The 20,451-nt window shown below is 46.8% G+C and carries 16 protein-coding genes; 15 read left to right on the forward strand and 1 reads right to left on the reverse strand.

Annotated elements, in window-relative coordinates; translation table 11 throughout:
* The first annotated feature begins 274 nt into the window (after window positions 1-274).
* From MKX68_RS21500 to MKX68_RS21535, 8 genes are all read left to right on the forward strand, one after another.
* Window positions 275-2,500: a hypothetical protein gene (locus MKX68_RS21500; protein WP_340914030.1), complete on the forward strand. Its 2,226-nt coding sequence runs from the start codon at window positions 275-277 to the stop codon at window positions 2,498-2,500.
* A 26-nt stretch (window positions 2,501-2,526) separates the two neighbouring features.
* Window positions 2,527-3,735, forward strand: coding sequence for a HEAT repeat domain-containing protein (locus MKX68_RS21505; protein ID WP_340914031.1), 1,209 nt, complete (start codon window positions 2,527-2,529; stop codon window positions 3,733-3,735).
* A gap of 22 nt (window positions 3,736-3,757) precedes the next feature.
* Entirely contained in the window at window positions 3,758-5,158 is a 1,401-nt protein-coding gene (locus tag MKX68_RS21510) for a glycosyltransferase family 2 protein (RefSeq protein ID WP_340017904.1), read from the forward strand.
* Window positions 5,159-5,434: 276 nt separating this feature from the next.
* The gene (locus tag MKX68_RS21515) at window positions 5,435-6,238 is read left to right on the forward strand and encodes a response regulator transcription factor (protein WP_339309990.1); all 804 of its coding nucleotides are present in this window, start codon (window positions 5,435-5,437) and stop codon (window positions 6,236-6,238) included.
* A 155-nt stretch (window positions 6,239-6,393) separates the two neighbouring features.
* A complete protein-coding gene (locus MKX68_RS21520) occupies window positions 6,394-7,761 on the forward strand; it encodes a nucleotide sugar dehydrogenase (protein WP_091028694.1) in 1,368 nt (455 codons plus the stop codon).
* A gap of 35 nt (window positions 7,762-7,796) precedes the next feature.
* A complete protein-coding gene (locus tag MKX68_RS21525; protein WP_340914032.1) occupies window positions 7,797-8,693 on the forward strand; it encodes a hypothetical protein in 897 nt (298 codons plus the stop codon).
* 565 nt (window positions 8,694-9,258) lie between these two features.
* Window positions 9,259-9,945 carry a hypothetical protein gene (locus MKX68_RS21530; RefSeq protein ID WP_091018243.1) on the forward strand — a complete coding sequence of 229 codons (687 nt, stop codon included), beginning with the start codon at window positions 9,259-9,261 and terminating at the stop codon, window positions 9,943-9,945.
* A gap of 114 nt (window positions 9,946-10,059) precedes the next feature.
* Window positions 10,060-10,401, forward strand: a complete 342-nt coding sequence (locus tag MKX68_RS21535; protein WP_091018242.1) for a DUF3139 domain-containing protein — start codon at window positions 10,060-10,062, stop codon at window positions 10,399-10,401.
* 620 nt (window positions 10,402-11,021) lie between these two features.
* Here the strand turns inward: MKX68_RS21535 and MKX68_RS21540 are convergent.
* Complete coding sequence (locus MKX68_RS21540) at window positions 11,022-11,894, reverse strand: helix-turn-helix transcriptional regulator (RefSeq protein ID WP_340914033.1); 873 nt, start codon at window positions 11,892-11,894, stop codon at window positions 11,022-11,024.
* Between the two features lie 512 nt (window positions 11,895-12,406).
* On the opposite strand from MKX68_RS21540, the gene MKX68_RS21545 reads away from it, so the two are divergent.
* The 7 genes from MKX68_RS21545 to MKX68_RS21575 all read left to right on the forward strand — a co-directional run bounded on the left by MKX68_RS21545 (window position 12,407) and on the right by MKX68_RS21575 (window position 20,448).
* The gene (locus MKX68_RS21545) at window positions 12,407-13,591 is read left to right on the forward strand and encodes an LLM class flavin-dependent oxidoreductase (RefSeq protein ID WP_249913484.1); all 1,185 of its coding nucleotides are present in this window, start codon (window positions 12,407-12,409) and stop codon (window positions 13,589-13,591) included.
* Window positions 13,592-13,820: 229 nt separating this feature from the next.
* Window positions 13,821-15,095: an ABC transporter substrate-binding protein gene (locus tag MKX68_RS21550; protein ID WP_249913431.1), complete on the forward strand. Its 1,275-nt coding sequence runs from the start codon at window positions 13,821-13,823 to the stop codon at window positions 15,093-15,095.
* Window positions 15,096-15,098: 3 nt separating this feature from the next.
* A complete protein-coding gene (locus MKX68_RS21555; RefSeq protein ID WP_017687487.1) occupies window positions 15,099-15,971 on the forward strand; it encodes a carbohydrate ABC transporter permease in 873 nt (290 codons plus the stop codon).
* A gap of 49 nt (window positions 15,972-16,020) precedes the next feature.
* The gene (locus MKX68_RS21560; protein WP_017687488.1) at window positions 16,021-16,836 is read left to right on the forward strand and encodes a carbohydrate ABC transporter permease; all 816 of its coding nucleotides are present in this window, start codon (window positions 16,021-16,023) and stop codon (window positions 16,834-16,836) included.
* Between the two features lie 113 nt (window positions 16,837-16,949).
* On the forward strand, window positions 16,950-18,167 hold the full coding sequence (locus MKX68_RS21565; RefSeq protein WP_074095747.1) for an MFS transporter: 1,218 nt from the start codon (window positions 16,950-16,952) through the stop codon (window positions 18,165-18,167).
* Between the two features lie 698 nt (window positions 18,168-18,865).
* Window positions 18,866-19,492, forward strand: coding sequence for a cell wall hydrolase (locus MKX68_RS28720; RefSeq protein ID WP_445671126.1), 627 nt, complete (start codon window positions 18,866-18,868; stop codon window positions 19,490-19,492).
* A 593-nt stretch (window positions 19,493-20,085) separates the two neighbouring features.
* A complete protein-coding gene (locus tag MKX68_RS21575; protein WP_340914035.1) occupies window positions 20,086-20,448 on the forward strand; it encodes a hypothetical protein in 363 nt (120 codons plus the stop codon).
* The last annotated feature ends 3 nt before the right edge of the window (window positions 20,449-20,451 follow it).

Below are 20,451 nucleotides of genomic sequence, written 5' to 3' on the forward strand. Positions count from 1 at the left end.
TCCAGCAAATATTAGTGTTTGGGAATCAGACGTATCCTGGAGGCTTTCGGGTGCTAGTTGATGGCGCTTTTTACGAATTATGGGCAGAATGTTCCATTTCATGTTTGCTTCCATCAGCCTAGTTACAAATGCAGAGTCTTAGCGCTATAGTGAGAACTACACCGCTGACATCTCTACCAAGCGGACATCCGAAGCGGAAAGATTCGTAAACTTCATGTTGGACCATTCGATGTTGAAGCAGGATGCATATTAGAGAGGTGAGCAATCTAAAGACATGAGCAGACAAAGACGAAGACGCTGGCTATTAACGGTGTTGACAGGAGCAGTGGTGGTGACCGGTGGGATATTTGCCGGATGGCACTATATGCAACCCAAGCTCGTTACGTACACAGCGGAGAACGGCACGGAGATGAAATTCAAGACCGATGGAGACCGGTTCATGGAATACGGGCCAGATGGAACGTGGAGGGAGATGTTCGTCAAAGGTGTTAACCTGGGCGCAACTTCACCGGGGCATTACCCGGGAGAATTCCCGCTGACCAAAGAGGATTACTTGCGGTGGTTCCAGCAGATCGAGGATCTGGGAGCCAATGTAATCCGGGTATACACGGTTCACGAACCGATTTTCTACTCCGCATTGGTCGAATATAACCGCGGCCGGGAGCAACCGTTATATTTTATACAGGGCATATGGTCACCTGAAGAAGAGCTGATTGAGAAACAGGATGCCTATGCAGCCCATATTGAGCAGACGTTCAAGCAGGAGATTGAAAAGGCCGTATCTGCTGTCTATGGCGATGCGGACATTCCTGCCAAGCAGGGAGAGTCCAGCGGCAAATACAAAACGAATGCAGGAAAATACCTGATGGCCTGGCATGTGGGGACGGAATGGGACCCGGCGATGGTAGACAACACAAACGCAAAACATGCAGACGTGCCGCAGTACAAGGGAGCTTATTTCTCGGCGAGTCCAGAAGCGTCACCGTTCGAGAACTGGCTCGCAGAGTTACTGGATCATACGGCGGTCCTGGAGAAGAAGTATGGATGGGAACATCCGATGACCTTCACCAATTGGGTAACGACCGATGTGCTGGATCATCCCGGCGAGCCGCTGTATGAAGAGGATCTCGTCAGTGTAGATGCCCGACATATTCAGCCGGAGGCATGGCAGGGAGGTTATTTTGCAGCCTACCATGTGTACCCGTATTACCCGGATCTGTTCCATATCGATAAAACACTCCAAACGATCAAGGATGAGAACGGTGAGTACAATACGTACAAAAGTTATCTGCGCAAGCTGAAAGCCGAGTTTTCCGATATGCCTGTAATGATTACAGAGTATGGCGTACCCTCTTCTCTTGGTATTTCCCATCTGGGTATGGGCGGACGGAATCAGGGTGGACATAACGAAGTAGAGCAGGGAGATATTGACGCGTCACTGACGCAGGATATCTATGATGAAGGGTACTCGGGAGCAATTGTGTTCATGTGGCAGGATGAATGGTTCAAAAAAACATGGAACACGATGCCACTGGAAATCCCGGCTGATCGCCGTGCATATTGGCTGAACGTACTGACAAACGAGAAGATGTTTGGCCTGCTTGCCATGGACCCCGGTAAACAGGAACAGTTGACCATCGACGGATCACTGGATGACTGGGATGATCTGAAGGATGAAGAGGTCACGACCTGGCAGGGCCAAGTGGACGGCATTCAGGAAATGAAGATGACCCATGATGAAGCCTATCTGTATATTGGGCTGACCTTGGATCAACCGTTTGACCCGGCTAAGACAGTGCTACGAATTGGGACCGATACACTTGCTGGAGGCAGTCAGCCTGACAAGTTACTCCCGGGCCGGACGCTCAGTGATGGTCTTGAGACGGTGATTACACTGGGGCAGGATGAAGAATCACAGGTGGAGATTGCTAAGGATTATGACTTTAATCAGCGTCTGTACGGCAGAGAAGGATACGACATGCTGCCAGATCAGCAGTCCGATTCCGCAGATCCGTTCCACCCATGGAATCTGGCAGTCAGCCTGAGGATGACACCGCCGGATACTCGATCTGCTCAACCGTTCATGAATGAAAAGGTCGGAACATTGAAACGGGGAACGACAGCTCCCGGCCAGTCCGATACGGATTCATTAACGGCATGGCAGTATAACGGCAATCAGGTGGAGATGCGAATTCCCTGGATGCTGCTTGGGTTCGGTGATCCGAGTTCGCTGCAAGCGATCGACTATGGACCGCTCAAGAATGGACGTGAGTTCTCCACAGTTACTGTGGAAGGCATTACCCTCATTCCGTGGTTAACGGACCGCGCCACGAAGAAAGTATCCTGGCCTGGGGGTGAACAGACGACCCTGGATCTGAAGACATTGCCCGTATATAGCTGGCAGCCTTGGGAGCAGGTGCAGTATAGTGAACGGCTGAAGATAAGCTACGAAAAAATGAAGAAGAGCTATGAAAAAATTCCTAGTTTTCAGATCGAATAAATAAGTATAAAGGAGGACCTTTTCACATGTTTCCAAGTTTGGCTTTGGCCTATCTGTTTTTGTACATCTGTATCGCACTTGTTGTTGTAGGCGTCATCGTATTGTTTGCCATGAAAATGTCCCACAATGGCAAACGACGCAAGACGGCGTTTTATGAATTGAAGCAGCGTGACTACTTCACCTATCTGCAAACAGCTTTGACCGAGAATAGTCCACTCAAATTGCCGCCAGGCAAGCTGGCTCCGCTGGAACGCAGAGTCATTCAGGACAGGCTGATTGAATGGATCGACCAGTTCAAGGGTGAGTATCGCGACAAATTAATCGCACTGTGCCGTGAAGCAGGGTTCGTAGAGCATGATCTGAAGGAACTGGGCCGTCTGCGTTATGGTCGCCAGATTGATGCAGCTTATCGCTTGGGTGGCATGCGTTGTCCCGAAGCTGTTCCGGGTTTGATGGAATTGCTGAAGGATGAGAAACCGGGCCCGATGGCCATTATGATTGGTCGATCCATCTCCAGATGTACGACTCGGCAAGGTGAACTGAAAGACATGCTGGCATTGCTGTTAACCAAAGGCAAGTCCATTCACCATCTGGTAGCCGATATTCTGCTCGAAACGAGTCTGGATACGAGCAGAATTCTAATTGAATTGCTGGAAGACCGGAATCCTGATTTTGTCAAAGTCGGACTGGTTGCCATGTGGGGACAGGCTGTACCTGAAGTGATGCCTGCACTGGACAGACTGGTAGGCGCAGAGCATCAGGATGTACGTGCCGAGGCGGTGAAGCTGTATCTTAGCGCAAGTCCGGCACTCCGGGATGAGACCATTCTGAAGCTGATCCAGGACCCCGATCCGGAAGTTCGCGCCGAAGTGGTACAAGCGCTTGGTTCGAAGCATGCATCTGGCAGTATTCCATTGCTGCGCAAAGCGCTGCGGGATGAGGACTGGAGAGTTCGATATAACAGTGCGGAGAGTCTGAGCAAGCTCGGTGATCCGGGATTCGAAGCACTGTGTCAGGCTGCGGTGCAAGGTACAGTTGCTGAGCGCGAGATTGCGATGCAGCAGATTGAGAGCACCATGCAGCATACGAGAAACGATGACAGAGCTGTAGAGCAGATGATTGCACATAACAAAAAAAGACTGCTATACGATCGTTATTTTGGCCCTGTCCGAGAGAACAGAACCAGCAAGAAACGCACAGGTGTCGCTACGGTAGGAGGGGATTACACTGCTTAGGGATCTACTATTAATCTACGGCATGGTCGCAATCTACTATGTTGTTTTTGTAAATACGCTCTATTTTTCCATTCTGGCTTTATCGTTCCGTAATATCTGGACGATCTTCCGACGGTCGCATTATTCCAAATACAATACATTGTCAGGCTCGGAACTGGTGCCTTCGGTCTCTCTGCTGGTACCGGCGTACAACGAGGAACTGACGATTATTGAAAATGTGAACTGTCTGATGACGCTGAATTATCCAACGTATGAAGTCATTGTTGTAAATGATGGCTCCAGTGATGCGACACTGAATATCCTGTTGAAAGAATATCGTCTGAAGCCAGTACCCAATACGAAGATTCGGGGCAAGATTGCCTGTCAGAAAATTCGTGGGATCTACCACAATCCAGAGTTCCCTGATCTGTATGTCATTGACAAGGAAAACGGCGGTAAGGCCGATTCCCTCAATGCGGGGATCAACCTGTCCCATTATCCGTTGATTTCTTCCATCGATGCCGATTCGTTGCTGGAGAAGGATGCCCTGATCCGCATGGCACGCATGTATATGGAGAATCCGGAAGAGACAGTAGCCATCGGTGGAGATGTAAGGATCGCTAATGGCTGCAAAATTGAAAACGGGGCAGTGCAAGATGTATCACTGCCACGCAAGATCTGGCCGATGTTCCAGTCCATTGAATATCTCAAAGCCTTCCTGGGCGGACGGATTGGCTGGAGTCACATGAACGGTCTGATCATTGTCTCCGGTGCCTTCGGCATGTTCCGCAAGGACGCTGTTATCGCCGTGGGTGGATACCGGGATGGTTATCCTGGGGAAGACATGAACATTATCATCAAGCTTCACCGTTACATGCTGGAAAACAAATTGAAGTATCGTGTTGCCTTCTGTCCTGAGGCCGTATGCTGGACGCAGGCACCGGATTCCTACCGGATCTTGTCCAGTCAGCGCAAGCGCTGGGGCCGTGGGAACCTGAAGAACATGCTGGAGAATCGGGGCATGCTGTTCAATCCGAAATATAAGGTTATGGGTATGGTGACCATGCCATATAACGTCCTTTTTGAAGCGCTCAACCCGTATTTCCGGATTACCGGACTTCTGGCTCTCGCTGGATATGTACTTCTGGATATGACACAATGGCCGATTCTGGTTCTGTTCGGACTGCTGAACTTTGTGAGTGGTTATCTGCTGAGTGTAGGCGCACTTGTTCTGGAGGAGATTGCTTTCAAGCGTTACAACAAACTCTCCGATCTGGTCAAAATGCTCGTCTACTCCGCGCTGAAATTCGTGGGTTACCATCAGCTGGGCGTACTGTGGAGATTGCAGGGACATGTACAGTTCATGCAAAACAACAACTCATGGGGTACCATGACACGGCAAAGCTGGTCCGAGGATGAGAAGAAAACAAGCGAAGCCGCTTGATTAAAGAATAATCAAAGCAATTATATGTCCAACTAGACATTTACACGATAACGGAGAGGGCAGAAAAAGCCTGTAGAAGCGAAGCGTGCACCTAAAAGCTTTCTGAAAGAAAGCTGCATCGAAAGCATACCTTTATCCCCGGATTTCCCCTTGTATAAAGGAATCAAAAAATCTGGGGATAACAGTGATCGAAAGGCTGTTCTGTCATCGGAGTGTCAGTGTAAATAATATTTTTTGGACTTATATAGATAATCGAGGAGAAGGGTGGAAAAGAACATGCCAAATACGGCGACATTGCAGCGTGAGGCTGCCGTTAATGTGTACCGAAGTGTAGAACAGGGTTTGAAGGAAACGGGTGCCGAAACATGCGGCTTAATGTTCATCCATTGTGCAGGAAACTCTCAACCTGAGCAGCAGGTCAGGACACATCTGGAGCAGACGAGCGGGACAGCCTTCCAGGTGTGGAAGGATGGGGCCACTCAGGCGATTGCCGTCCTGCTGCCAGGGTTGTCACTGGATGAAGTTCATTATGAAGGACTTCGGATCAAACATGAGTTGCAAGAGACCGTACCCGGTGCCGATCCACAGATTACACTGGCCAGTTTCCCGGAAGGGGAGCGCCCTTCGAAGGCAACCATTCAGCATATGGCTGAATCCTCGAAGCTCGTAGATTCGTCGGAAATTCATATCTACACGCTGGACACTACAGCGGACGAGCCGGAACGCATTTTGATTGTGGACAACGATCCTACGGTACGCGAATTCCTGCAATTGCGGTTGAAGATGCAGGGGTACGAAACCTATGAAGCTGTCGATGGACTGGCTGCACTGGAGTTGATCGAGAAGGTTACACCAGACCTGGTGCTCACGGAGCTGAATCTGTATGGCATCGACGGTCTGCCGTTCATCCATCATATCCAGAACCTGGAGATGGAGCAGCCGCCCAAAATTGTCGTGTTGACCGAACAACGTGTCGAGCAGACGATTAGTCAATGTTTCCGCAGCGGCGTGGATGATTACATGACCAAACCGTTTTCGCCTGTAGAGCTGGATGCCCGAATCAGACGCTGCCTGCATTAGAAGATAGCTTGAATAAGCTGATTGTGTGAAGTGCAAAGAAAGAGCTTTTTTGACACTATGAATCAGATAGATTAGAGCAACATTTAGAGCACAGACACTCATCTATTTATATGGATTTTAAGCATCAACAAAATACACTGCCCGGAGGGAATATCATGGAGAATCAACAATTCCACACATTACTGAATGCGATTGAAAATAAAGAAGCTGTACTCGGCGTCGTCGGGCTCGGTTACGTAGGACTTCCACTTGCCGTGGAAATGGTCAATCAAGGTTTCACGGTAATCGGAATTGATCTGGATGCGTCCAAAGTAGAAAGTATCTATCAAGGAGATTCCTATATTCACGATATTTCGTCTGATGAGTTGAAAAAAGTAATGCAAAGCGGTCGTTTCCAGCCAACGACAGATTACAGCATGCTGCGTGTGATTGACGCACTCAGTATCTGCGTACCAACACCGCTTAGTGAGAATCAGGACCCGGATACGTCTTACATCGAGACTGTTGTAGATCAGATCAAACTGCATATGAAACCAGGTATGCTGATTACCTTGGAGAGCACCACTTATCCAGGTACAACCGAAGAACTGATCCAGCAGCAGCTGGACAAGATCGGACAAGAAGCAGGTAAAGACTATTTCCTCTGCTTCTCGCCTGAGCGTGTGGACCCGTCGAACGGACGTTTCACCACATTTAATACGCCGAAAGTAATCGGGGGCACAACTGAAGCTTGCTTGAAGCTCGGAACAGCGCTATATAGCAAATATGTAGAAACCGTAGTACCGGTATCTTCACCAAAAGTGGCTGAGATGTCCAAACTGCTGGAGAACACATTCCGCAGTGTGAACATTGCCTTTGTAAATGAAATGGCGATGATGTGCGATCGTATGGGCATTGATATCTGGGAAGTTATTGACGCGGCGGCGACGAAACCATTTGGTTTCATGCCATTCTATCCAGGCCCAGGCATCGGTGGACACTGCATTCCGCTTGATCCGATGTACCTGTCATGGAAGGCCAAAGGTTTCCGTTTCTATAGCAAATTCATTGAGCTGGCGCAATCTACCAATGACAACATGCCATATTATGTGTTGAACAAAACGTCAACGATTCTGAACGAATACGCCAAATCCGTACGTAAATCCAATATTCTGCTCCTCGGTATGTCGTACAAACCGAATATTGCCGACCTGCGTGAATCACCAGGACTGGAAGTATATGAACTGTTCAAGGAAAGTGGAGCTAACGTAAGCTACTACGACCCACATGCGGATTCCTTCCAGGACAAACATGGCGAGACCGTACACAGCGAAGTGTTCAATCTGGAACAGTTCAAGAAGTACGATTGCATCGTGCTGATCACCAACCACAGCGATTTGCCTTACTTTGATATTGCCGAGATGGGTGTACCGATTCTGGATACACGTAATGCGTTCCGTTCGTACACACATCCGCATATCTACAAGATTGGTCACTCGGTACAGCATCCTGTGCTTGAACCAAGTGAAGCGTTGCTCGTCTGAGGAAATATATGAGGCAACGGGGCAAACTGGTGGGTATGGCGAAATGGGCCATCCTGGCTGTGGTGTTGTGCCTGCTGCTTCTGTCCTGGATGTTCAAATGGTTCCAGGCGGAGGAGCATAAAGCGACCTGGCTGTGGGACGCGTCCATTATTGCAGAACAAACGCCTGAGATTATTGCCTTTTCCAAAGAACAGGGCGTAGATACCATCTTCCTGCAAATCCAGGATGAGGTGCCTGCCGCAACATACCGCAAATTCATTGCGGCTGCAGGGCAGGCTGAGATTGAAGTGCATGGACTTAACGGTCATGCCGACTGGGCTTATGAGGAAAAGCTGGATGAAGGGCTTGCTTTTATCGAGCGAGTACGAGCATACAATGCAGCTTCGGCCAAGAATGAACGTTTCGAAGGCATTCAACTGGATGTGGAGCCGTATCAGCTGAAGCGCTGGGAGAACGAGGAGAGCAGCGTCATTGCAGAGTGGCAGAACAACATGAAGGCCTGGACAAAAGCCGGCGAGGATGCCGGACTGTACATGAGCGCTGCCATTCCGTTCTGGCTTGATGCCCGTCAGTCGGCTGAAGGTGAGGGTACATTCAGTCGCTGGGTCATTTCCCACTTCGATGCGGTAGCTATTATGGCTTACCGGGATAGTGGGCAGCAGATGTATGATCTGTCCAAGGAAGAACTGGACGAAGCCGATGATCTCGGCAAGAAAGTCTGGATCGGAGCGGAACTCGCGGATACACACGAGGGGGATCACCTGACCTTTTTCCGTAAACCGGTTAGCAATATGAATGAAGAGATGGCGAAGGTGTTTGATCTCGGTTCCTCTCATTCTTCATTTGCAGGTGTAGCTGTGCATCATTATGAAGCATGGTATGCGAAGGAGAATGGCATTCCGCTTGCACGTAAGGATGAGGAGAAGGAATAGCGTTAAGCGAGAACATGCATAAACAAGACATACAGTTACAACATACAAGACGAGTTTCAACGTTATTTATCCATCCCTTTTGAGCAAAAGGAATTCGTTCCTTCCGTCTGTAGCTCAAAAGGGTTTTTTACATAAGACAGTTAGTGGAAAAATTAATCATAGTAGCTTGAGCTTAAGGACAGTACTTTCTTTTTCTGTACCCCAATGTGAGATTACCTTTTAGTTGTTTCAGTGAATAAATCTATATAAGTATTATTTTTCTATCATATGGATAGCGAACAGTTATTTGGAATAGTGATTATCAAAAAAAGGGATACATCCTAAAAATCCGAATCCAAGCTATAGTACTTAATAGGACTTAAATCATATATAAGCCAATAGTAAAGCTTCATTCGATTCAAATTATCTGGGGTGGAATACGGGGTTTGATATCGAAACCTAATAATATCCTTTTTTGTTATTATTAATAGGCGTATTCTACTATTTACATATATTTTATATTGTAATATTATTCCTTTATCGACATCGGCCGAAGTTCGAAATATACTCATTTTGGAGATAAATAATGAAAAAAACAAAATTGTTAACTAGTTTCTTGTTGCTAATGATCTTCTCTATTTTTTCTATCGGTATGGCTAGTGCAGAAACTACTACATATGCCGAACAACAAATTACTGACTCTCCCACAGTGAGAGCCTCAGAATTTAATAACACTAATAATGTAATCACAGAACAGAAGGATGACTCCGTAGGAGTATTCGCAATACCGGATGAATATTATCCAGGAACTTCTACACCTATTCGTGTTGGTGACGTACTAGTAACCAACAGTACTAGTTCAAAAGGTCTGACAGGACATGCTGGCATTGTAACGGATCTTGGAGGAAGTGTTGTCTCAATTGGTGGTTACGACTTGCCACTAGAGAAAATTTCTATTTCTACATGGAAAAGCAGAAACAAGAATACCAAGATTATGCGTTATACAAATTCAAGTGTAGCTAGCAAAGCGGGTGCATGGGCTGCTTCCTACTATACAAATTATAAAAGTGTGGTAAAATATGGTTTGATAAACACAATTGGATCCTACGAAAAGGAAACATATTGCTCTAAAATTGCTTGGGATGCTTATTATTTTGGTGGAGGAGTATCCATTGATGGACATGGACCATTTTGGAGTGGTATTTATGGCCCCTATCATTTTCTGAATGAAAAAGGTTTCTCATTGGCTGGTTCTTGGGGAAGTAACTTCTAAATAGTTCAAATAGTTCAAATAGTTCAAATATTTCTTATATTCACAGTTAAGCTCCCTTTGGGGCTTAACTGTGAATTATTTCTAGTTTCAACTCTCATAATAGGAGGACTTTATATGACTAAAAGAATTAAAATCAGTTTGCTATCTATTCTAGCGTTAGTTGTAGTTATATCAGGATGGGGATATTTAAGTTTATTTGGTAATCCAATCAAAAAAAATGATGCTGAAGAGAAAGTGAGAGCCTATTTAATTCAACAAAAAGGCTATTCACCTGAGGAGCTTAAAGATATATCCGGCACGTATTCCTTCAAAAGCTCAGAAGCTCCTTATGGTGCTGCCGTAACATTCGCTGACGAGCCTAATGATAAGTATCAATACATCATTTTCAAAGACGGGAATATTGAACAGTTCAGCTCTTCAAGTGACAATCCAAAGCATCAAGAGCTTATGAACTAGATAAAATATTTGAAATATAGCAAAATTCACTTTTTTTCTTACCCTTTGAAAGTCACAAAGAAGGGATAAATAGCGAATTATACAAATATAGTACAGATTAAAGTAGTGATTATTTTTTTATAATGTAATTTATTGTGTTGGCATGTGTGTTCTCAAGTGAATTCAGATTTTTTAAAGGGATACCGCTTTATTAGGGGAGATCCCTCAGGAATTTTCTTACTTTAGTTCAGTAAATCGATCTAAACACGTTCAGTAAGATTTTTCCTTTAAATTACTAAGCACCAATTTGTGTTTCGTTATTGTCTCAACTATTTATACAGGGTAGTTCTGAACGAAAATGAATCTCCTATAGTTGAGACACACAGGATTTATACATATGAATGAAATGTGAATCTACCAGCTGTAACTCCTAAACTTGAATTTTGTTTCATTATATGTAAGGTTATATTCATTTTTCTTATATACACATATTGTTTAGTGTTGCTAACCTATATGTAGGAGCGTTAATTACAATTATATAGTTCAAAAATAAGGCAAGTTCACGGTCAAATGATCGAAGGAACTTGCCTTTGATTGTTTCTAGCCATATCAATAAACAGATTCCACTTTTCTTTATGGACTTACTCTTTACTGCTCTCCGCTGTGCGATAGCGATTGGGCGGCAGCCCGACTTGCTTTTTGAACGCTTTGGAGAAGGAGAACAAGTCCGGGTAACCTACGGAATGAGCCACTTCGGTTAAGCTTAGCGGCGTCTGCACGAGCAGACGTTTAGCCTGATTCATTTTCAATTGTTGGATATATTGTACAGGGGACAGACCATAGGCTTTGCGGAACTGTTTGGCAAAATGGGTTCGATCCACACCCGCATGAGCGGATACACCTTCCACGGAGATGCCGCCTGCAAAATGAATGTCCATGTATTCCTTGCCTTTCTGGAGCCAAGATGTGGCTGAATCCGGTTGCAATCCTTTGGTTGCCGGGGAACGGGCTATGCGGTCAAAGAGGGTTAGAAACCGGGTGAGTCGTCCCAGATCACTCGCTCCGTCCTGCGGTTTGCGAACATCCTCCATGAACGAGCGCATGGCACTTGCAGTCTCCGGCGTCAGTACACCTGAACGATACGGTGAATCGGGTGTAAGTCCAATTCGAAATAGCAGTTCGGCTGCATGTGCACCGTCAAAGGCAATAAATATTTTCTGCAACGTGTCTTCCGGGTTCGTCCAGTACTCATGAGTTACATGTGGAAACAGACAGAACGCATCCCTTGCTCGAAGGGCGTGACGCTGTCCGTCTTGTATGAATGTACCTTCCCCCTCCAGCACAAACAGCAAATAATGATAAGGTGTGGTACGAGGGCCAATATGATAGTTGGTCTTGGCTATATTACGGCCAATACGAATCGGCCAGGCGCCACCAGCTTTCTCGAATTCAGATGGAGTGAAGAAAATAATATCCAAAAACTCATGGTGGTCCTCCTTCATGCTCTCGGTCATCAGGAACACCTCTTTATTGTATAAGTATCGTAGATACGATCTAAAAGTTTCGCTTATAACCTATTATACAGGTGGGTTTTATACATATTCAAGATCAGGAAGACCTAAATCTGAGAAAAGACCACAAAATGACAAAATGAAATTGCCGCGAAATGACATTGATCACAGACAAATCAATTGTTATGATGTCCATACCTATTAAACCAAGTTAATTAATCGGCATTTGGATATGTGCTTTGAAAATGAATTAGAAATTAGGCACACTTTAAAAATAAGTTTCAAACGAGTGCAAACGTAGTGGAGGGGACGAAATCGATTCTGAAGAAACGTAGTGTTCACCTTTATCTCCGGATTTTCCCTTTGAAAAGGGAATCAAAAAATCTGGAGATAACAGTGATCGTAAGAACGATTCGTAACCGGAACGGCGGAGTGGCAGAACAGTGATCTTATTTTTAACATGAGACTTTATTTATTCATAGAAGGGACTGACTTTTGTGAGCGAACAGGAAGATATGAAGTTTGGATGGTTTTTGCCTACAGCAGGGGATGGTAAGTATGTAGGGGTTGCCCCGGAGCGGGAGCCAAGTCTTGATTATCTGGTCGATGTGGCACAGACAGCGGAGAAGGCAGGATTTGAATTTGTGCTGATTCCGACAGGGGGAGCCTGTCTGGACGCGTGGGTGGTCGGCTCAGCAGTAATGAGTCACACGAAGACATTGCGTCCCCTTGTGGCCATTCGCCCGGGTTTGGTTACACCCGTACTCGCTGCACGCATGGGAGCGGCATTGGATCAGCTATCTGGTGGTCGCGCTATGATCAATGTGGTGACAGGCAGTTCTGTTCGAGATCTGGAGGAACTCGGCGATCCACTGGCACATGCGCATGATGAACGGTATGTACGGGCGAGCGAGTATATGGAAGTGATGAAGCGTTCATGGACTCAATCGACAGGATTGAATCTGACGGAGTTTGCCGGAAGTAGTTCAAAATCTGGTGCAGACGCACCCAGCGATCCCAATCCTGAATTCAACGGTCAGTATTACAACTTCAAAGGACCAGTAGGCATGCCGGAGACGGTGCAAAATCCGCATCCACCATTCTATCTGGGAGGAAGTTCTCCGATTGCCAAAAAGGTCGCTGTTGAACATGCAGATACGTTCCTCATGTGGGGTGAGCCTCATGACTGGATTCAGGAGCAGATCGAAGAGATTGAGGTCATTCGTCAGCAGGTGAAAGAGGAAACGGGACAAGATCGTCAGCTCCGTTACGGCATGCGTGCTCAGGTACTCATTCGGGATACCGAAGAAGAAGCATGGGCAGCAGCTTGGGAGATTATTAGCAAAGTACCACCAGAAGCGATTGAGAAAGCCAAAGCCGCTTTTGCCGAAACGGATGCAACCAACCAACGCAGACAGAATGAGCTACGGGAACTGTCCGAGAAGCAGCAGTTTGTCGTAGGTCCCAACCTGTGGACAGGCTTGTCCGTTGTGCGTTCCGGCGGTGCGATCCTCATTGTGGGTACAGCCGAACAGGTCGCAGAGCGTTTGATGGAATATGGAGATCTGGGCGTGACAACCTTCATTTTATCCGGTTATCCGCATCTGGAAGAGGCCGAAATCTTCGGCCGGACCGTGATGCCGATCATTCGCGAGAAATGGAAAACAAGACAGAAGCAACACTCAGTTACTACTAACTAAGTTACTACCAACTCTAAGTAAGTGCCCCTTTTTTTACACTTTAACGGAGAGGGCAGAACCGATCTGAAGAAGCGGAGCGCTCGCCTTTATCCCCGGATTTTAACCATTGAAAGAAATGATTCAAAAAATCCGGGGATAACAGCGATCGGAAGATGGTACTGCACTCGGAGTGCCCCGTGTAAAAACTTTCGTGCAACTTACATTAATCATCCTCAGGAGGTCGTCTTTCATGAAAAAAAATAAAAAATTGATCCTGCCGCTTGTCAGTATGCTGGTGATGTCCATCCTGCTGTCAGCTTGCGGCGGTGGGGATAACGCGTCATCTGGAGAGAACGGATCCTCGGGTTCAGGCAAGGTTACGATCAGCTTCATGCACTGGCGTGGAGAAGATGTGGAAGCACTCAACAAGACCATTGACGCATTTGAAAAAGAAAACCCGAATATTAACGTGGAGATGCAGACACTGCCCTCCGATCAATATCAGTCCACCGTTCAATCCAAAATCAGTGACGGTTCGGTAGGGGATGTATTTGCATCCTTCCCGGGTGCACAGTTCGAAGCTTTCACCAAAGCCGGCTTGTTCACTGATCTGACTGGATCCTCGTTCCTGTCGGCCTACAATTCAAAGCTGATTGAATCAGGACAGCACGATGGCAAGCAATATGCGATTCCGTACCAACTCGTATATAACGATCCAATCTATAACGTAAAACTGTTTGAACAATACGGCTTGACGCCGCCGACCGATTGGGAAGGCTTCCTGGCCCTTTGCCAGAAGCTGAAAGACAATGGCATCATTCCGATTGCCTTTGCCGGAGCAGACATTGGCCCAGGGCAATTCATGAATACGATGGTGATGAACAATGCACCGAGTGACGACATTTTTACCAAAGTGGAAGCTGGGGAAGCCAAACTGACGGATGAGTTTTGGGTGAAAACGTTGACTCAAATCAAGGAACTGAACGATAAAGGTTACTTCCAGCAGGATGCACTGGGTACAAAAGACCCTGCGGCTGGCGCACTGTTTATCCAAGAGAAAGCAGCGATGCTGGCAAGTGGATCGTATCAATTGGCTCAGAACAAGCAGCAGAATCCAAATCTGGAGCAAAAACTGCTTGCACCGATTACGGTAAGTGCAGATCAAGCGAAGTATGAAGGAGTGCATACCACTACGTTCATGCTCGCGGTGAACAGCAAGTCAAAACATCCGGAAGAAGCGAAGAAGTTCCTCGAATTCCTGAGCAATCCCGATGTAGCGAGTGACTATGCCAACCAGACGGGACAGAATGTAACGGTGAATGATGTGAAGTACGATACGCCTGAGCTTCAGGTAGCCGGAGAATGGGCGAGCAAAAAGACCGTGTTCCAGCCACGGTTCACCATCCTGAACGGAGACAATCAAAAAGCAGTAACCAACTCCATCCAGGCTGTACTGAGCGGCACTTCTCCAGAAGAAGCAGCACAGCAGGCACAAGCGATCATTGATCAGCATATCGGGAAATAAACGATGAAAAACCGTCTTCAGCTATCCCTGTTTCTGATCCCTGGGTTGCTGCTGTACGTTGGATTGTTCGTATTTCCTACATTGACGGGGCTGTTCTATTCCTTTACGGACTGGGATGGGGTATCCCCGTCGTATGCATTTGTAGGGCTGGATAATTACAAGGACAGTCTCAGCAGCATCGTATTCCGCAAAGCCTTTGGTAATAACGTGGAGTTCATGTTAACGGTTGTTATAGCACAAACCTTTATTTCACTTGTCCTGGCGCTGCTCCTGGTACGTAATACTAAGACACGCATTGTGCTTCGGGCACTGTATTTCCTGCCTGCGATTCTGTCCTCCGTATCGGTCGGGCTGATCTGGGCATTTATGTATGATCCATCTATCGGACTAATCAACTATGGACTGAATGAAGCTGGGATGAGCAGCATTGCTCGTAACTGGATTGGAGATCCGAAGATCGCCATCTATTCCATCGCTGCAGTACAGGTATGGGCACATGCCGGACAGATGATGATTGTATTCATCGCAGGTCTGCAAGGTATTCCGGCAGAACTTTATGAAGCGGCTCGTATGGACGGCGGCAGCAAATGGCAGGTATTCCGTACCGTGACTTGGCCACTGCTGGCACCTTCGGCAACGATTGTTGTGGCCTATACGACGATTCAGTCGTTCAAGGCATTTGACCTCATTTTCACAATGACGGACGGAGGCCCGAACTACGCAACTGAAATTTTGACAACATATATCTATCATACCGCCTTTGGCAGCTATTCATTTGGTCTGGCTTCTGCCGGTTCCATGATCTTCTTGGTGTTGCTCGCGCTCTTGACGCTCTTGCAGTTCAAGGCACTGCGTGCCGACCGGGTAAGTTATTGAGGTTGATGTTGGAGCATTCATCCTGCAATCGAGGCAGAAGGGAGTTCACATGTTTTTAAAATGGTTCAATCGCCTGATCTTATTGGTGTACGCGCTGCTGATCCTTGTGCCGCTGTACTTTGTATTTGTTTCCTCATTCAAAACAAGCAGCAACTTCTTCACCAGTCCATTCAGCTGGCCGGACCCGTTTACGTGGGATAACATTACTGGCATGTTCCGCAATCAGCCGATGTGGCAATATTTCGGAAACAGTCTGGTCGTGACGCTTGGTACGGTTGCCATTGAGTTATTGCTGAGCAGCATGATTGCTTACGCCATTGTCCGCTGGGGCGGCAGTGTAGGCAAAATTGTATTTGCTCTGTTCGTAGCAGGGTTGATCGTTCCTTCCCAGGTGAGTATGCTGCCGATCTATTCCCTTACGCGTACACTCGGCTGGTCGGACAGTCTGACAGGATTAATTGTCGTATCCGCCGCTATGCTGATGCCAGTCTCCGTATTTATGCTGACAGGTTTCATGCGCATGCTTAATTCGGAGATTCTGGAAGCGGGCAGTATGGATGGAGCAAGTGAATGGAGGCTCTATACCCGGATTGCACTGCCACTGGCTGCACCTTCGCTGGCGGCAACGGCTACGTTCCTGCTCGTCATGGTATGGAATGATTTGCTTATTCCGATGCTGATGCTCAGCAGTAAGTCCAAGCTCACGTTACCGCTCGCGCTTATGCAGTTCCGCGGGGAATACGTGACGAACTATCCGATGATGCTTACGGGGGTGCTGGTAACGGCCATTCCGATGATTGTGCTGTTCCTTCTACTCCAGCGTTACTTTGTTGCAGGCCTGACAGCGGGTTCACTCAAGGGGTGAGGTATCGCAGAAATCGGAAGGAAAAGCTTATTTTGCATTGATTTCTGGAGCATTCTGCATAATAATGATTTAGTGTCAGAATGACTACATAGAGATCAAGGGAGCTATAAGTGATGAGCAAACTGGAAGTATTGCGGAATCCCAAGCAGCGCAAGCTGCTGTTCAGTGCCGGCATGAGCTGGCTGTTTGATGCAATGGAAGTCGGTATGATCTCCTTTATCGTGGCTGCACTCGCCAAGGAATGGAGTCTCAGTCCCGGACAAGTCGGCGTGCTTACGAGTATTAACTCGATTGGTATGGCGCTCGGTGCTTTGCTTGCAGGTGCACTTGCGGACCGTTTTGGACGGAAGGCCATTCTGATGTGGACCTTGCTAATCTTCACGATTGCAAGCGGTCTGTCTGCACTGGCGACTGGATTTGCCGTATTGTGTGCACTGCGTCTGGTTGCGGGTATTGGACTTGGCGGAGAGTTACCCGTGGCATCCACACTGGTATCGGAGTCGATGCCTACAGCGGAACGGGGACGTGCCGTTGTATTATTGGAAAGTTTCTGGGCTGGGGGCTGGATTGTATCAGCGCTCATTGCCAACTTTGTCATTCCGGAGTACGGATGGAGAATTGCTTTTGCCATTGGTGCACTTCCGGCGTTCTACGCATTGTATCTGCGTCGTGCTATTCAGGACCCGCCACGGTACAAGAATCATACCAAGCTTCATAAAATCACGTTCCGCGAGAAAGTCGCTACCGTCTGGTCAGCACCACATCGCCGTACAACGTTGATGCTCTGGATTTTGTGGTTTACCGTCATTTTCTCTTATTATGGTATGTTCCTGTGGCTACCTTCGGTTGTGATGGCAAAAGGATTTACGTTGGTTAAAAGTTTCCAATATGTGCTGATCATGACTATCGCGCAGTTGCCAGGTTACTTCACCGCGGCGTACTTCATTGAACGTTACGGTCGCAAGTTCGTACTGGTTGTGTACCTTACCTTGACCGCATTCAGTGCGATTGCGTTCGGACTGGCAACAACGGAAGCGACGATCTTGGCCGCAGGAATCTGTCTTTCCTTCTTCAATCTGGGAGCCTGGGGTGGTCTGTACGCCTACAGCCCGGAATTGTATCCGACTTCCGTTCGTTCAACAGGTGTTGGACTTGCCACATCGGTTGGCCGGATCGGTGGTGTACTTGCACCATTAATGGTCGGTATGCTGGTTCAACGCGAAGTGGCAATCAGCCTGATTTTCACGATTTTCTTCGTGACAATCCTCATTGGCGCAGCGGCTGTACTGTTCTGGGGCCGGGAAACGAAGGGTCAGGAGCTGGCCGAGTAATTGTCAATAAATACAACGCAACTTTTGTACGGGTCTGCCTGCCTACGGAAATAACGGGTTGGACAAGCGGTATATGGTTGATAAAAGAAGGGGCATGACCATGGTGTGACCATGGGCTCATGCCTCTTTTTGTTATGTTCAGCGTCGTTTTTTCACTGCGTCATCGGTCCGATAGACTTCATTTTTTCTATATCCTATAATGACACTCGGGATGTCCATCCGTGAGGATTCAGGGGAAAGAAGTGGGATCTGGATTCAGAAAAGTGGAGGTTAATGGAATGATGAACAAGTATAAGCAGATGGCACAAATGAATGAAAAGACTCGCTTGAATAGTATAAATGCAAGCCGTAATAACGTGATTGACATGGTGCGTGCGCATATGAATAACGACATACATGTAACGTACCTCGATAAGAACAGTAATGAACTGAGTGAAATAAACAGAATGTATGATGTGTATGTTGTGGATGAAAGTAAACCCATGAAAGAGATGGAGGTCACCAATACGATGAATAACATGACAATTACGAAAAATATGGAGTACACAGAGAGCGAGGATGCACGGATTAAAGCTGGTAGTACGAATGAAGGATCTGATGTGCGGACGATTGATGACACGATGGTGCCTATCACGGTCAGTCGGAAAGTCACTCATGGGAAGGGGAAAGCGGCTGGTAAAAGAGCAGGGCGGGTCAGTATGCTTCTCGGTGCCTGCGCGTTGACGCTGGGATTGACCGTGGCAGCTCCTTCTGTGGGAGCGCAGAAGCTGGAACAGGGCGTTCGCAGCGAGCATGTGCTGCAATTGCAGGAGCAATTAAGCGATCTGGGGTACTTTGACGCCGGATTGACCGGATATTACGGTACCATTACCAAAGGCGCTGTACGCAAGTTCCAACAGGCGCAGGGGCTGAGTGCAGACGGCGTTGCAGGTCCAGCGACGCTGAACAGGCTGAACAAAAAGGCCAAAGCCGAAGGTGAGACGCTGCGCCAGTTGGCGAAGTTGATCCATGGTGAAGCGCGCGGGGAGTCTTTTGAAGGTCAGGTCGCTGTGGGAGCAGTTGTCTTGAATCGAGTGCATTCGAGTGCATTCCCGTCGTCTATTTCGAAAGTTATTTTCCAGAAAGGGCAATTCACTGCGGTGGACGATGGGCAGTTTAATACCAAGCCAACCCAGACCTCTTACAGGGCTGCTCGTAAAGCTTTGAATGGCGCTGATCCGACAAACGGAGCGCTCTATTATTACAATCCGAAGATTGCTACTTCGGTGTGGAGTAAGAGCAGGCCAACGCTGCTGACCATTGGGCAGCATGATTTTACGAGATGAGGTAAGTTGGTGGAGAATTAAATTCGTAGACAGTAATTGGATACCATAGTATAACCCCGGTGGGTACTGCGAGGTGCAGGCTTCATCGGGGTTAATTTAAATTTGTATAACTTATAAGACTATAACTATAGTTTTACCCTGAATCGAAAGTTAATGATGGCGCTAATAAGTCTAGACCTGTTGTTGTAGCCAAATCCCATGCTTGATTCGAAGGATTCAGCAATAATACCTTATACCTACCTCTTTTGAGAGTTTAGTGGTAAAATATTCTTACTATTTCCAAATATGATTGTTTTCTTTGAACCTATTAGACTAGATGAAATGGCTCTTGTAATGAAGAGTAACGTACATAATTAGGAAGAAAAGTGATTATTTGAATGAAGAAATTGTTATTAATTCTATTAGCAGGAGTATCTTTTGTAGGTTCCAAGTATGTAACGTGTCCGAGTGGTAGTCTACAGCAAAGACCATAAAGTAATATACAGTCTAGAATTAGTCCGACGCACTGGAGGGAACTACATTCAAATTAGAATTTCTAGTAATATTCATGTTTCACCAGGAAAGTAGGAGCGAATTGAAAGTGAGGGAAGATTATGTACCGAATGGTGATGATCACCTTGGTTGCTATGTTGTTACTAATATTAGGGGGCTGTGCAGGTGTGAATGAGAAAAAAATAAAGGATCAAGAAATTATAAATCGGTCGGAAGCAATAGCAATTGAATATTTGAAGGATACCTATAACTTGGATGTAACTATTACGGATAAAGAAATAATGCCTAAAATGGCCATGAGTTGGGTGACTGTGTACGGCCACGTAAAAGAGCACAAAGAGCAAACGTTTAGTGTGTCTATTAATTATGAGACAAATAAGCAAGAATCATTTATTTATAGCCAACAACTAAAGAGTGCATTGCAAGAAGAAGGATATATTTTAAATAAAAATGCAACACAGTAGAGG

The sequence above is a fragment of the Paenibacillus sp. FSL M8-0212 genome (genome assembly GCF_038004645.1).
GTDB lineage: Bacteria > Bacillota > Bacilli > Paenibacillales > Paenibacillaceae > Paenibacillus.